This window comes from Streptomyces sp. NBC_01257 (assembly GCF_035917255.1).
GTDB lineage: Bacteria > Actinomycetota > Actinomycetes > Streptomycetales > Streptomycetaceae > Streptomyces.
The window spans coordinates 3,221,937-3,236,362 of sequence record NZ_CP108472.1 but is presented as its reverse complement, the minus strand read 5'-3'; the positions used below and the strand labels follow the sequence as shown (position 1 = coordinate 3,236,362).

The 14,426-nt window shown below is 73.6% G+C and carries 10 protein-coding genes; 2 read left to right on the top strand and 8 right to left on the bottom strand.

The window, feature by feature from the left end; all coding sequences use genetic code 11:
- Window positions 1-40 precede the first annotated feature (40 nt).
- Both OG408_RS13710 and OG408_RS13705 read right to left on the bottom strand, forming a co-directional pair.
- On the bottom strand, window positions 41-3,397 hold the full coding sequence (locus tag OG408_RS13710) for an FtsX-like permease family protein (RefSeq protein ID WP_326670071.1): 3,357 nt from the start codon (window positions 3,395-3,397) through the stop codon (window positions 41-43).
- 193 nt (window positions 3,398-3,590) lie between these two features.
- A complete protein-coding gene (locus tag OG408_RS13705; RefSeq protein WP_266778838.1) occupies window positions 3,591-3,995 on the bottom strand; it encodes a globin in 405 nt (134 codons plus the stop codon).
- A gap of 179 nt (window positions 3,996-4,174) precedes the next feature.
- On the opposite strand from OG408_RS13705, the gene OG408_RS13700 reads away from it, so the two are divergent.
- Complete coding sequence (locus OG408_RS13700; RefSeq protein WP_326670069.1) at window positions 4,175-5,323, top strand: NAD(P)/FAD-dependent oxidoreductase; 1,149 nt, start codon at window positions 4,175-4,177, stop codon at window positions 5,321-5,323.
- Between the two features lie 24 nt (window positions 5,324-5,347).
- Here OG408_RS13700 and OG408_RS13695 read toward each other — a convergent pair whose 3' ends face one another.
- The 5 genes from OG408_RS13695 to OG408_RS13675 all read right to left on the bottom strand — a co-directional run bounded on the left by OG408_RS13695 (window position 5,348) and on the right by OG408_RS13675 (window position 12,623).
- Complete coding sequence (locus tag OG408_RS13695) at window positions 5,348-5,800, bottom strand: MarR family winged helix-turn-helix transcriptional regulator (RefSeq protein WP_266786157.1); 453 nt, start codon at window positions 5,798-5,800, stop codon at window positions 5,348-5,350.
- A gap of 190 nt (window positions 5,801-5,990) precedes the next feature.
- Complete coding sequence (locus tag OG408_RS13690) at window positions 5,991-7,334, bottom strand: FHA domain-containing protein (protein WP_326670067.1); 1,344 nt, start codon at window positions 7,332-7,334, stop codon at window positions 5,991-5,993.
- A 108-nt stretch (window positions 7,335-7,442) separates the two neighbouring features.
- Window positions 7,443-8,795 (bottom strand): vWA domain-containing protein, encoded by a 1,353-nt coding sequence (locus OG408_RS13685; protein WP_285563626.1) that lies wholly within the window; start codon window positions 8,793-8,795, stop codon window positions 7,443-7,445.
- A gap of 100 nt (window positions 8,796-8,895) precedes the next feature.
- Window positions 8,896-10,176 carry a PP2C family serine/threonine-protein phosphatase gene (locus OG408_RS13680; RefSeq protein WP_326674535.1) on the bottom strand — a complete coding sequence of 427 codons (1,281 nt, stop codon included), beginning with the start codon at window positions 10,174-10,176 and terminating at the stop codon, window positions 8,896-8,898.
- Complete coding sequence (locus tag OG408_RS13675) at window positions 10,173-12,623, bottom strand: tetratricopeptide repeat protein (protein WP_442806027.1); 2,451 nt, start codon at window positions 12,621-12,623, stop codon at window positions 10,173-10,175. The genes OG408_RS13680 and OG408_RS13675 overlap by 4 nt, the downstream gene beginning before the upstream one ends.
- Here OG408_RS13675 and OG408_RS40160 point away from each other — a divergent pair.
- Complete coding sequence (locus tag OG408_RS40160) at window positions 12,526-12,888, top strand: hypothetical protein (RefSeq protein WP_442806159.1); 363 nt, start codon at window positions 12,526-12,528, stop codon at window positions 12,886-12,888. The genes OG408_RS13675 and OG408_RS40160 overlap by 98 nt on opposite strands.
- Before the next feature lie 132 nt (window positions 12,889-13,020).
- Here the strand turns inward: OG408_RS40160 and OG408_RS13670 are convergent, their stop codons facing one another.
- Window positions 13,021-14,355, bottom strand: coding sequence for a hypothetical protein (locus OG408_RS13670; protein ID WP_266778826.1), 1,335 nt, complete (start codon window positions 14,353-14,355; stop codon window positions 13,021-13,023).
- Between the last annotated feature and the right edge of the window lie 71 nt (window positions 14,356-14,426).

Below are 14,426 nucleotides of genomic sequence, written 5' to 3'. Positions count from 1 at the left end.
GCGGCGGTCGGTGCGTGAGATCGGTGTGCGGGGGCGCAGGTCATGTCGCGGAGCCACCTGTCCCGGGCCCCCGAGTGGCGAGCGTGCGTGCCGGGCGCCGGGGCGCGGACGGGGAACTCCAGACCCGGCCGAGGGCCGCGACGATGAGCAGCGGCAGCGCGGCGACTCCGGCCAGCAGCGCGGCCACCTGCCCTGCCGGCAGCTGCACCAGCACGGAGGGAACCGGCTGCGCGGCCTGGCCGGTCAGCACGATCAGCGGCACCACGGCCCGGGTGAGCAGGGCGCCGAGCAGGGCCCCGACCAGCAGCGCGATCGCGATCAGTACGCCTTGTTCGGCAGCGGTCATCCGGGCCAGCTGGCGGCGCGGTGTGCCCAGGGCCCGCAGCACGGCGAACTCGGCCGACCGCTCCCGATGCGATCCGACCGCGGCGACGGCGAAGCCGACCGCGGCCAGTGCGGCGGCGATGACGGCCACCCCGAGCAGCGCGGACTGCGGGCCGGCCCCCAGCGGATCGCTGACCAGGTCCTCGGCGATCTCGTCGCGCACCCGCACCTGTACGGGGTCGGTGTCGGGCTGCTTGCGGAGGGCGGCGGCGACCTCCGCGGTCCGGCCCTGCTCGGGGGTCAGCCACCATTCGGTTGCGGTCAGCCGGGCGTTGGGGCGTCCGGCGAAGACCTGGCTCAGGGACCGGAGGTCGAGGAGCAGGGCGCCGCCGTCCCGGGCCCGCTGGGTCTCCGCGGAGGCCGGGGAGGAGCCCGAGCCGGGGCCCGTGGTCGGCAGCCGGTGCACGGTCCTGACGATCTTCACCCGGACCGTCTCACCGGCGAGTGTGACGTCGATGTCCTGCCCCCGCTTCGCTCCGGTCGCCTTCAGATACGCGTCCGTGGCCACCGCCTTGAGCGCGGGCGCCTTGGCGCGGGCCGCGGAGATCCGCACGTTGAGGGTGGGAACCGCCCACACCGCGTCCTCGGCCGTGACGGACCCCGTGAGGTAGTCCAGGCCCAGCGGGGCCGCGGCCGACGCGGTCGGGGTGACGGCCCCGCCGGGGGTCACCTCGCCGAACGCGTCGGCGGACACGGCGGCCTGCCAGCGGAAGCCGTCCGGGACCGGGACGGGCCGCTCGGCGCCGCCCGGACCGGCCGCCCGCAGCGCGCTCACGGTGAGCCGGTGCGACTCTCCGCGGCCGACGGGCTGCTTGTCGTCCAGCTCGAAGCCGGTGACGGCCAGTTCGCCCGCGGCCGCCACGTCGACCGAGACGGGATGCGGCTTCCCGTCGACGGGCACGGAACCGACGGCCACCCGGTAGGGCAGGCCGTAGCGGTCCTCCAGTGCCACGGAGAGCAGCGGTGCCATGCCGGACGGCGCGGGCCTGCCGGATGCGGTGACCGCGGTGATCCGCACGTCGAACCGGAGCCGGGTGCTGTTCTTCGGGAGCGGCAGTCCGGTGCGTGCGGTCCTGGGCGGGGCGAGCGAGTCGAACAGCCGGTCCCCTGAACCGTCGCCGAGGTCGTCGCGCATCAGCAGGTGCTCGTCGGCGTGCGCGGTGTCCAGGGCGAGGACCTCGGCGGTGCGCTCGTCGGAGAGGTCCACCGACGCGCGGAAGGCCGGCGCCGCGTCCCGTACGCCGGGCAGTGTCGCGTACGCGCCGGACTTCGCGGGGTCCGCGTTCACCCCGCCGGTCATGCGCACCGACGCACCGGCCCTGAAGTCCGCCTGGTCGCTCTGCGAACGGTCCCAGGACGCGCTCTGGCCGACTGCCAGCATGCCCATCGCCACCGCGAGCACCAGCAGCAGCACCGGTCCGGCCCCGCGCAGGGGCCGGCGGCTGAACTGCCAGCCGGCCAGCGCGGTCGCCAGCCCCCGGCCGCCGGCCGCCCGGCGTTCCGCGAGCCGGGCGGCCGGCGGCAGCAGACGCAGTGTCAGTACGGTGCCGGCGAGCAGCGCCAGCGCGGGCGCCGCCACCAGCAGCGGATCGATGCCGAGGCCGCCCTCGCGGTCCCCGCTGAGCGCACCGCCGCCCGAGCCCTTGGTCTGCCGGTCCAGCTGCCAGTACGCGACCGCCGCGATGGCCAGCAGGGCGATGTCCGCACCCGCCCGCACCGGCGCCGGCAGCGCGGAGGTGCGCGCGGAGCGCCTGCCCCCGGCGCTGGCGGCCAGCGCGGGCGCCACGACCGCGAGCGCACAGGCCAGCGCGGTGACGGCCGCGACGATCCACACCTGGCCGGTGACCCCGGTGTCGAGCCGCAGCCCGATCCGGGAGAGTCCGCCGCGATCGGCCAGCAGCCGGGTCAGGGGGCCGGCGAGCAACGGGGCGACGACGGCGGCCGGCAGCGCGAGCAGCAGAGCCTCGATCGCGGCCAGCGAGGTGATCCGGGCGCGCGATCCGCCGCGCGCCCGCAGCAGTTCGGTCTCCCCGCCGCGCTCGCTGCTGAGCAGCCGGGCCACCAGCAGCAGGGCGTACCCGGCGAGCAGCACCAGCTGCACCGCCACGATCGTGAGCGTCGAGCGGGAGACCAGCAGGGCCCGGTCGACCTGCTCGATGACGGTGGGCAGCGAGGTCTGGGCACTCGCCCCGTCCTGGAACTCGGCCGAGGCGAGCAGGGCCTTCGGGCCGGTGGTCGCCGAGTGGTGCAGCGCGTCCATCCGGTCCGTGGTGACGGTCCGGAAGTCGGCGGACGCCAGCCAGGACATCTCGCCGGTGCTGGTCCGGCCGGAGCCGAGCACGGCCGGGTCGGTGAGCAGCGGGCCGTACGTCGTGAAGACGACCTTGCGGATGCCGCGCCCGCCGAGTGCGTCCAGCTGCCAGTACGGATCGGACTGGTCGGCGGCCTGGTAGAGGCCGGTGACCAGGATCTGCACCGGCTTGCCGCCGAGCCGGTCGGTGAGCCGGAGCCGGGCGCCCGGCTTCAGCCCGAGGGCGTCGGCGGCGGTACCGGGGAGCGCGACCTGCACGGGATCGCCGGGCTTCCCCGCACCGGCCGCCGGCGGCCGGCCCGCGGTGAGCCGGACCCGGCTGCGGTCCAGGGCGGCGAAGTGGGTGAGGTCGGGGTCGCCGCGGCGGGCGGCGGGGTCCTGGAGGCTGCGCGGCAGCGCGTAAGGACCGGAGGACTCCAGCGTCCGTACGGTCACGGGGAGACCGTCGAACGTGTCGTGGGCGGCCTTGCGCGCCGACGCGTCGGCGGCCTCCCGCCGGTCGCGCTCCACCTGCGCGGATATGACGAGGGCGGCGGGGGCGGCCGACCGGTGGGTGAGCGTGTGGCGCAGCGCGGCATCACCGATGGAGCCGGAGAAGGCGGTGAGGGCGGCCAGGACCGAGGTGGTGAGGAGGACGGCCAGGACGGCCGCGGCGAGCAGGAGCCGATGGGCCCTCACCCGCAGAAAGACGAACCCCGTCACCTGGCCCCCTAGTCACCGCTCACTGCGCACACCCGCCCCCCGGCGCGTCCTTGGGGCGTGTTTCGACACACGCCCCAGCCGGATGCTTTCAGAAGGCAGCCGCCGCTGGAAACCGCTTACGGGTAGACCTTGATGGGATTGTGATCGATATCCGACGGTGGAGTACCGCATTCCGCACACCGTCGATCGGGTTTCAGCCTTCGGTGTTGACCATGGAGGCGGCCGCGTACGTGAGGTAGTCCCACAGCTGCCGCTCGTGCTCCGGGGCGAGGCCGAGTTCGTCCAGCGCCACCCGCATGTGGCTCAGCCAGGCGTCGTGCGCGGCGCGGTCCACCCGGAACGGCGCGTGCCGCATCCGCAGCCTCGGGTGCCCGCGCTCGTCGCTGTAGGTGCGGGGGCCGCCCCAGTACTGCATCAGGAACAGCGTGAAGCGCTCCTCGGCCGGACCCAGATCCTCCTCCGGGTACATCGGCCGCAGCAGCGGGTCCCCGGCCACGCCCTGGTAGAAGCGGTGGACCAGGCGCCGGAAGGTCTCCTCGCCGCCGACCAGCTCGTAGAAGGTCTGCTCCTGCAGCGTGTCGCGCGGATTCTCAGTCACCCGTCCATGGTCGCAGACGCGCCGCCCGGGCACGGGGGCCCCGGCGCATCGGTCGCACCGGCCGTCCCGGCCGTGGGTCCGGTGGCCGGATATCGCCGACACCTCTCGTCACAGTTCGTGATGCGAACTACTATGGTTCGTGTTGCGAACGATTAATGCGGATGCCGGGAGTGGAGAGCATGAAGAGTGGAAACGGGAATGCGGAGAACGGAAACGGGCAGGGCGGGAACGTGAACCGCACGGTGGTCGTCATCGGCGGCGGATACGGCGGCGCCGCGGTCGCGAAGGCGCTCGACGAGGAGGCCGATGTCGTGCTCGTCGACCCCAAGGACGCGTTCGTGCACGCGGCGGGCTCGCTCCGGGCGCTGGTCCGGCCCGACTGGGCGCACCAGATCTTCTTCCCCTACGACACGCTGCTGCGACGGGGCACGGTACGCCGCGAACGGGCCGTGTCGGTGGACCCGGGCGGCGTCACCCTGGCCTCGGGGGAGCGGATAGCGGCCGCCTATCTGGTGCTCGCCACGGGCTCGGACTATCCGTTCCCGGCCAAGATGGACACCGATCTCTCCGGCGAGGCTCTGGAGCGCATCCGCGAGGCGCACGCCGAACTCGCCGCCGCGGAAAGGGTGCTGATCGCCGGGGCCGGCCCGGTCGGTCTTGAACTGTCCGGCGAGATCAAGGCGGTCTGGCCGGACAAGCACGTCATCGTCACCGACCCCGCCGAACAGCTGGTGCCCGGCTTCCTGCCGGAGTTCCGAGAGGAACTGCACCGCCAGCTGGACGCGCTCGGGGTGGAGCTGCGGCTCGGCACCGCCCTGACGGAGCAGCCGCCGTCCGAACCGGGCCGGACCAAGTCCTTCACCGTGACCACCACCGGCGGCGACGAACTCTCCGCCGACATCTGGTTCCGCTGCTACGGCGTGCGCACCAACGGCGACTACCTCGCCGACGGCCGGGTCGCCGTCCGCACCCCGCAGGGCCGGGTCCCGGTCACCGAGACCCTCAACGTCGAGGGCCACGACCACATCTACGCCCTCGGGGACATCACCGACGTCGCCGAGGCCAAGATGGCCGGCTACGCCATGAAGCACGCCGAGGTGGTCGCGGCGAACGTCCTCGCCCAGGTCCGCGGCGAGCGGCCCACGGCCACCTACCTGCCCTCGCCCGTGCCCTCGGCCCTGCTGCCGCTCGGCCCCGGCGGCGGGGTCGGCCAGGTGCCCACCCCGGACGGGCCCGTCATCCTGCCCGCGGCGGCGGTCAGCGAGTACAAGGGGAAGGACCTGTTCACGGGCCGGTTCGCGGAGCTGTTCGGAGTGGTGCGCGGATAGCGCCGCCTGTCCGGGGCGGCCGGGTCAGAGCGAGGGCGCGGCGGTCTCGTCCGACTCCATGAAGACCACCGGCACCTCGTTGTTCAGCACCAGCCGGCCGAGCAGCTTCGCGAGCTGCTCGCGGTCCGCCTCGCCGAGGTCCGCCGACAGCGCCTCCACCCGCCGGCAGGTCGCGGCGTAGAACGCGTCGGCCAGGGCGTCGCCCGCCGGGGTCAGGGCGACGCGGACCGCGCGGCCGTCCTCGGGGTCGGGCTCGCGGCGCACCAGGCCGCGCTGGACACTGCGGTCCACCAGGCCGGTGAGGCTGGACTTCGCCAGCCCCAGCATCGCGCCCAGGTCGCTCATGCCGTACGGCTGCACCATCAGCACGCACAGCAGCTGGCCCTGCTGTGCGGTGATGCCGTGCTCGCGGCCGGAATCGGCATACACGGCATTCACCAGGAACGAGGAACGCACCAATGCGGTGACGACTCCCATGTGTCCGCGCTCGGCCTTTCGCATTCCACCAGAATACGGCAGGCGGTGCCGCCGGGACCTCGCCGGGAGCACTGATATTCGTGGTGCGAACTATGTGCCGGGCCCGGGCGGGACACCGGCCGGGGAGGACATCACAGCGGCCGGTGACGGGGGAACGCCCCGTCACCGGCCGCTGTGTGCGTCCGAGCCGTCAGTCCCGGCGGATCGTGATCGTCGTCCACGCCCCGACGTGCACCTGGTCGCCGTCCTGGAGCGGCACGGGGACGTAGGGCTGGATCGGGTCCTCGGCGCCGTTGAGCGTGGTGCCGTTGGTGGAGTTCTGGTCGACCACGGCCCAGCTGCTGTCGGGCTGCTGCACCAGCACCGCGTGCTGGTGCGAGACGCCCGGGTCCTCCGGCGGCACCGACAGGTCGATGTCGGGGGACTCGCCCGTGCTGTGCCGGCGGCGGCCGATGGTGATCTGGTTGCCGGTGAGCGGCAGCTGCTGCTCGGGGGAGTACGCCGGGAGGTTGAGCCCGGTGGCCTCGGGGCCGCTGCGCTGCATCATCGCCAGGAAGTACTCACGGTCCGGGGCGATGACCGCGGTCCAGTTCATGGACTGCGGAGCCTGGTTCTGGTTCTGGCCGGGACCCGGACCCTGCCCCGGTCCCTGGCCCGGTCCCTGGTTCTGGCCCGGGTACGGCTGCTGCTGCATCGGCGTCTGCGGGCCCTGGGCCTGCGAGGGCGGCGACAGCAGCCAGTCGTCACCGGCGGGCTGCGGCGCCTGCGGGGCCTGGGGCTGCGGCGGGGCCGGCGGTCCGGGCTGCTCGAAGACCGGGGGAGCCGTCTGCTGGAACGAGGGCGGCGCGCTCTGCTGCTGGAACGGCGGCGGGGGCGAGCCCTGCGGCGAATTCTGCTGCTGGGCGTGCTGCTGCCCCTGCGGGAAGCCCTGCGGACCGCCCTGCTGTCCCTGCTGCTGGAACGGCGGCGGAGGCGGCGGACCCTGCGGGCCGCCCTGCTGACCCTGCGGCTGTCCCTGCTGCTGGAACGGGTGCGGGGGCTGCTGACCCGGTCCCGGAGGGCCGGGCTGGCCCGGGCCCGATGAGAGCGGCTCGGCCGACCGGTTCATCTGCGAGGGCCGCGAGCTCTGGTAGTCGAACGGATCGCGCTGCTGCGGCGGGCCCGGCTGCTGGGCCTGGAAGCCCGGCGGCAGATTGAGACCCGGGACCGGACCTGCGGGGCCGCCGCCCGGACCGTGCTGCGGAGCCAGCGGGGTGTACGACGTCGCGGTGTTCGTGAGGAAGTTCCAGCGGCATTCCTCGCAGAACGGCGCCATGGACTCCCGCGGGGTGCGGCACTGGGGGCAGAGCTCGGCCTGCTGCGTCGCGTCGGGGCCGGGGCCGGGGCCCTGCGGGTATCCGTAGCCGGGCGCGGGCGGCGGGGGAGGCGGCGGGGGAACGGCGCCCGCAGGCGCGCCCGCCCCGGCCATGCGGTGGCCGCAGACCTCGCACCAGTCCTCGGAACCCGACTGGTGTCCGTTCGGGCAGGTCGGCATGTCGGCGCTTCCCCCTCTCCTCGTCCGGCCCCGGGGGCCGTCATTTTGTCTTGCGTCGCCGCCCGGCGGACCTGTCCGGCCGGGCGGCTCATCAGTGCGGATATGTGGTTATTTCTTGACGCGAACAGTCTTGGTGGAGCGCGTTTCGAGTGTCATCTCGTCCGCTTCCGCGACCTTCGCCTTCAGTCGCACAGTACCGGTCGCCGCGTCGACGACGTCTACCACCTTCGAAAGCAGTTTCGCAGTGTCCTCGTTCCCGGACGCCGATGCCAACTGCACCGCACGGCCGAGTTTGGCCGTCGCGCCGTCGAAGTCTCCCGACTTGCGTGCATCGAGACCCTGCTGGATGACTTGTGCCAGTTCCGCCTGACCCGTGTAGTGCGCGACCTGCGGATTGATCGAGGTCGACGCCACCATGTCGTCCGTCCACACCGCCCGCACCAGGCCCTGCGAAAGGGTCTGCGGCGTCCCGCCCGACGGGTCGGGAAGGATGAGCGAGACCCGGGCCGCGAGCATCTCCTGCCCGATGCCGGCCTCCGGCACCTGGACGCACACGTGGTAGTCGCGGGACTCGTCGCCCCAGGAACCGGTGGGGTAGTCGCCCGCGCGCGGGCCCGCCTCGGTGCGGCGGTCGGTCAGTTCGGCGACCGTCGGCGCGACCTGCTTCACGAACTTGATCTCCACGCCGACCGGGGTCCAGAGCCGCAGTGCGACGTCCGCGACCTCCTTGCCCATCGCGTTCTCCATCATCTGCGTGAAGTCCGCGGCCAGCCCGGTCGGGTCCGCGACGATGTCGGCCGTGCCGAGCAGCGCGGAGGCGATCGCTGTGACCTCTTTCACTTCCCAGTCGGTGCCGACACCGCGGGCGTCACACGTGAACCGGCCGGCGCACGCGTCGAGCGCGGCCCGCAGATCCTCCGGGGCCTCGTGCTCGTTGCGCCCGTCCGTCAGCAGGATGCCGTGCCTGATGTCCACGTCGGCGGCGCCGAGCAGCCGGTCGGCCAGTCGCAGCCACGTGCCGATCGCCGTACCGCCGCCCGCGCCGAGCCGGCGCAGGGCCTCCTTCGCCTGCGCCCTGGTCTGCGCGTCGGCCGTGGCGAGCCGCCCGTTGCCCGGGTAGACCTCCTTGGCCACGTGCGTGCCGCCGACCACGGCGAAGGCGGTGCCGTCGCGCAGGGTGTCGATGGCCGCCGCCGTCGCGTCGCGGGCGTTGCGCATCTTCGTCGGCGGGTAGTCCATCGAACCCGAGCAGTCCACCATGATCACCACCGCGGCGTTCGCCGCCCGCCCCGGCAGGTCCGAGGGTGCCGCGCTCGTCAGCGGAACCCCGCCGGTGGTGCCGCCCCCGGTCGACGTGACCGTGATGATGCCGTTGACCTCACGGCCGCCCTCCGGCAGATATTCGTTCTGATACACCTCGACGGAGAACTGCGGCACGTTCGACTTGGAGAAGTTGGCCATCTGATCGGCTCCTTGAGGCTCCACGTGTCAGATGAAGACAGATGTACGGACAAAGACATCGGAAAGGCTGGGGGCGGACGGAAACGGGCTCAACCGCTGCTCAGGCGGATCCTGCCCCTTGCGGTGGTACGGCGAACGGCACCAGGGCCACTGTTACGTTGTCGTGGCCCCCGCCGTCCAGCGCGTGTCCGACCAGCACCTGGGCGCCGTGCAGCGGCCGTTCGTATGCGTCGGCGGGGACCGCGGCGGCCATTTCGGCGGCGGACTCCGCGTAGTTCCACAAGCCGTCCGTGCAGACCACCACGAGGCCCGGCCGGTCCGGTTTGAACGACGCGGTGTGCGGCTCCAGTTCGTAGGCGTCCGCGCCGAGCCAGCCGGTGATGGCGTGGGCGCGCTCGTCCGCGTACGCCTCCGCCTCGTTCATCAGGCCGGCCGCGACCATCTGCGCGGCCCAGGAGTCGTCCTCGGTGAGCCGGGCCGGCGGATGGGACCGGTCCTCGGGCACCCAGTACACGCGGCTGTCACCGACCCAGCCGACGACCAGCAGCCCGCTCGCCATGATCGCGCCGACCAGGGTGCAGGCCGGGGCGTTCTGATGGCGGTGCGGATCGAGCTCCTGGGCCTGGCCGGGGTCCTGTGCCAGCCGGTTGACCGACTCCGCGGCGGCGACGATCGCCTCGTGCATCGCCTGCTGCGGATGCGTGCCGCGCGGCAGCGACTCCAGCAGCGCCTCGTTGGCCGCGCACGAGGCGGCGGCCGAGGCCTCGTCGGGACGGCTGGCCGACGACACCCCGTCGCAGACGATCGCGACGACGGCCGGGGAGCCGTCCGGCAGCGCGGTGGTCGACACGGCGAAGGAGTCCTCGTTGCGGTGGTGCCGCAGCCCGCGGTCGCTGACCGCGGCGACCGAACCGAGCTCCTCCTCCACGTGGTCGCGCTCGCGGGGCTGGGCGTGGCCGCAGTTCTCGCAGTAGCCGTCGTCGTCGACATGACCGGCCCGGCACGCCACACACACCTTGCCGCCGGCCGGCGGGGCCGGAGCGGGGTCGGGCGAGGTACGGGGATCGGGCGTCGCCCCGGCGGCGGGAGCGGCCAGCTCGAAGTCACCGGACGCGTCCGGCCCGTCGAAGCGGACCTCCGGCGCGGCCGCGCCCGGCGGCGGAGGCGGCGGTGCCGAGGACGCGGCCCCGGCGACGGAGCCCGGCACGGCCTCCCCGGCCGGGGAGGCGATGGCGATCGTCGGGTGGTCCTGCGGCGGCTCGGGCACGGCCGACAGGTCGTACCCGCACGCGCCGCAGAACAGGTCCCCCGGCTCCAGCGGCTCCTCGCAGCCGGGACACCTCGACAAGGCAGTCTCCTGTGGCTTCTGCGACATGTTCACACCCACGTTCGGGGGCGGAAACGGTTGGCCCGCTCCACCAGTTCGATCCTCTCGTCGCCGGGCTCCGCAAGCCGGGCGAGCATCCGGTACGAACGTTCCAGCCCGAACCGCAGGCCGCGCTCGTCCAACTCACTGCCGAGCAGCGTCTTCGGCCCCTGAGCCCCGGCGTACGGCGCCGACTTCGGGTCCGAGGGCCGAGCCGTGGGACTACCGGAGAGTACCCAGTCGAGTGCCGTCCCCAGTACCTCGGTCGACAACTGCTCGCGGCGCACCGCGTCCAGACCGAGCCCGGCCAGTCCCGAGACCTGGGCCGAGGCGGCCATCAGGTCCGAGATCAGCGGCTCGTCCGGACCCCGTTCGCGCAGCCTCGCCCGGACCGCGGCGACCCGGGCCGCCGTGAAGTGGATCGACGCCTCCGGCACCGACTCCAGCGTGCTGACCGCGCCGCCCCGCTCCCCGGCCGCTATCTGCACCCGGGCCAGGCCGAACGCCGCGCTCACGAAGCTCGGGTCGGTCATCCACACCAGCCGGTAGTACTCGGCGGCGTTGTCCAGCTGGCCCAGGACCTCCGCGCAGATCCCGAGGGCCAGCTTGGGCGCCGGCTCCCCGGGGAACGCGTCGTAGACCGCGTCGAAGGACAGCGCCGCGTTCTCCTTGTCGCCGGTCACCAGGGAGGTCAGGCCGCGGTACCAGACCACGCGCCAGTCGTCCGGGTGCTTCGCCTCCAGCGCGGTCAGCGTCTGCGCCGCCGCACCGAGGTCGTTCATCTCCAGCTGGGCCCGCAGCTCGCGCAGCCGCGTCTCCAGGGAAGCGGCCGGCACGGCCTGCAGTGCGGCGATCAGTTCGGCGGGTGCCGACGCCATCACCCCGGCGAGGAAGCCCGCGTTGGGGTCGTTCGCGTCGACCCGGGGGACCGGCAGCGCGAGGGAGGTCCCGCGCACGTCGAGGCCGGCCAGCCGGGGTCCGTTCGGGCTGTACGGCCCCGGCACGCCGCCCGGGTTCTGGACCGGGTCCCGGGGCGCCGGAACCGTTGCCCGGGACGGTGCGTACGGGAGCGGGGCGGCGCCCCTGACGTGCGTCGTGGTGGAGGGCACCGGGCCGGCGCCCGCGGCGAAGCCGGGCGGCGGGCCGGCGGGCAGCGCGCCCGGGACACCGCCGGGCGGCGCCACCGCGGGCGGCGTGGGCGCTGCCGGAGCGACTGCGGCCGCGCCGCCCCTGCGACGCCCGAAGAACCCCGGACGGCCGGACTCCGGCGCCCTGGCCCCCAGGCGCGACACATCACCGGTCAGCAGGGTGAAGAGCTCCGTGTCGGTGACCCGCAGCTCCGCGCCGAACAACGTCGAAAGCGCCGGGCGCGGGCGCCCCGTCTGCAGCGACACCACCTCGCGCAGCACACCCGTCAGCTGCTCCGCCATCTCCGAAGCGGAGGCGAACCGCCGGGCCGGGTCCGGGTCGGTGGCCCGAACCAGCAGCCGGTAGAACGACTCGTAGGTCCGGAACACCTCGATGTTGTCCGGGTCGGGCAGCGAGTCCACGAAGACGTTCGTGTACCCCTGGAAGTCGAAGGTGAGCACCGCGAGGGTCCGCGCGACCGTGTACAGGTCGGAGGCCACCGAGGGGCCGACCTCCGCGACCTCCGGCGCCTGGTAGCCCACCGTGCCGTAGATCGCCGACTCGTCGTCGTCCATCCGGCGGACCGCGCCCATGTCGATCAGCTTCAACTGGTCCTCGGTCTGGATCGCGTTGTCGACCTTGAAGTCGCAGTACAGCAGGTTGCGGCTGTGCAGATGGCCCAGCGCCTCCAGCGCCTCGATGCCGAACGCGCAGGCCTGCTCGACCGGCAGCGGATCCCGCTTCCCGGTCGGCGTGCGCCGCTCGTTGGCGATCTCCTTGAGCGCCTTGCCGCCCACGTACTCCATGACGATGTAGCCGTCGAGGGAACCGGTCCGCTGGTCGAGGTGCTCGACGAAGTTGTAGATCCGGACGATGTTGGAGTGCTCGATCTCGGCGAGGAACCGGCGCTCCGAGATGGCCGCCGCCATGGCGTCCTGGTCACCGGTGTCGAGCAGGCCCTTGAGCACCACCCAGCGGTCGGAGACCGCGCGGTCCACCGCGAGGTAGACCCAGCCGAGCCCGCCGTGCGCCAGACAGCCCGCGACCTCGTACTGCCCGTGGACGATGTCGCCCCCCTGGAGCTTGGGCACGAAGGAGTACGGGTGGCCGCACTTGGTGCAGAACCCCTCCGTACGCCCCGGCCGGTCGCCCCGGGACCGGCCCACCGGCGCCCCGCAGTCCGAACGCGAGCAGAACCGCTTGCGCTCGGGCACCTCCGGGTTGTCCATCACCGCGGTGCGCGGATCGGGACGCGGCACGTCCGGTACGAGCACCAGCCCGGCGCCCAGCCGGTTGCGGCCCGAGGCCCCGGTCGACTTCGCCGACGAGCGCACCGAGACGGACCGCGACGTCGAACTTCCGGAGAGCGCGCGCGAGAGCCGCCCCGAGACCGAACGCCGCGAGGTCGACGACCGCGACGAGGACCGCGAGGACGCCCGGGACGAGGCCTGCGAACTGCTGCGGGCCGAGGAGCTGTTGCTGCCCCTGCCGCCGCCCGCGATGCCGGTCGGCGGCGAGCTCACCATCCCCGTCGGCGAGACGACCGGCGCCAGACCGCAGGTGTCGCAGTACAGCTCACCGCCGCCCATGTCCTCGTAACTGCCCTCGCACGCGGGGCGCTGGCACTGCGTACTCATGGTCATTCCCCCTGTTCGCCCCGCCGCCGCGGCGGCCACGTTGCTCCGTCACTACCCGTCATGCACACCATGTGACCCAAGTTCCCCGTACGGCTCACGGCTGCCCCCGCCGGTCCTCGGGACCGGGCCCCCTGCGCCCGGCCAGCATGTCCAGCGCCGCGTCCTGATAACGCTGCACCGCCATCGCGGCGACCCGCAGATCGCACGGCGCACTCCACAGCATCCGGCGCGCCGCGTCGTAGCGCTCGATGAGGACCGGGTCCTCCGCCAGCCCGTTGCGGGCCACCTTCGCCTTGTACGCGTCCAGCCGGCCGCGCAACTCCGCCCGCACTGCCAGGGGCGCGGTGACCGCCGTCAGCTGCTCCCTGGCCCGCAGCAGCTCCTCCTCGGCCTGCCGCTCCAGGGTGTCCAGGAGGGGCGAGAGCCGGTGCCACTGCGCATGCCTGCGGTACTCCGACGCGGCGGCCAGCCGCTCCTGGAGTGCGGTCGGCGGGCCGTTGACCGCGGGCACCTCGGAGGCGGCGATCTTCGCCAGCACCTCGCCGCGCGCCGACCTGGCCTCGGACAGTGTGCGGTCGGCACGGGAGAGCACGTCGCGCAGCTGGACCAGGCGCTGCTCGGCGTCCTGCCGGACCGCGAGCACCGCCTCGACCTCGCGGCGCACCTCGTCCAGCGCCCTCGCCGCCCGGTCGTAGCGCGTCGTGTCGGGGCGTCCGCCGCCCGGCGCCGAACTCCCGGGGCCCGGCAGCCAGAACGCCAGCGGGTCGGAGATCACCTGCACCCGCAGCGTGGTCAGCTCCTGGGTGATCGACTCCAGGTCGTCGCCCGCCGGATGCTCCCCGGGCCGGACGCCCACCGAGTGCGCCAGCGAGTGGGTGCGGCGCAGCTCGGCCGCGAGCAGATCTATCCGGGCGGGCATCGCCGACCACACGGAGTCGGAGGCGACGACCATGTCGAGCGAGCGCGCGTACAGCTCGTTCATCCGGTTGACCAGCTCCTCCAGCGTGAAACGCTCGGAGAGCCGGGCCGGACCGGTGATCGAGGGGGCGTGCCCGCCGGCGGCGTGGGCCACCGTGACGCCCTGGCCGCGCAGCAGTTCGGTGAGGGCCAGCAGGTCCTCCCGGTTGGGATGACGACGCCTGGCCCGCACCTCGCGCGCCTCGTTCAGCGCCCCCGCGTACGCGTCGAAGTACGTCCACAGGAGAGTGATCGACTGCTCGGTCGCGCTCCAGCGCTCCTTGGTCACACCGGTGAGCTCGGCACCCTCCAGGAGGCGGCGGCCTGCATGGTCCTGCAGAGCGAGGAGCGAGGTCTCTATCGCCTCGTGCTCCGCGCCGAGCCGGGCCAGCGCACGGTCGGCCTCGTCCCGGTCCATGACCGGGCCCGGGGGCCGGGCCGCGTAGCTGGGGAAGGGGCCCGCGACGCCCATCGATCACCTCTCCGCTCTCCCTGCCGGGCGCGAGCCCGGCAGGATCGGTGCTGCCAACCGGCCGTCCGGGT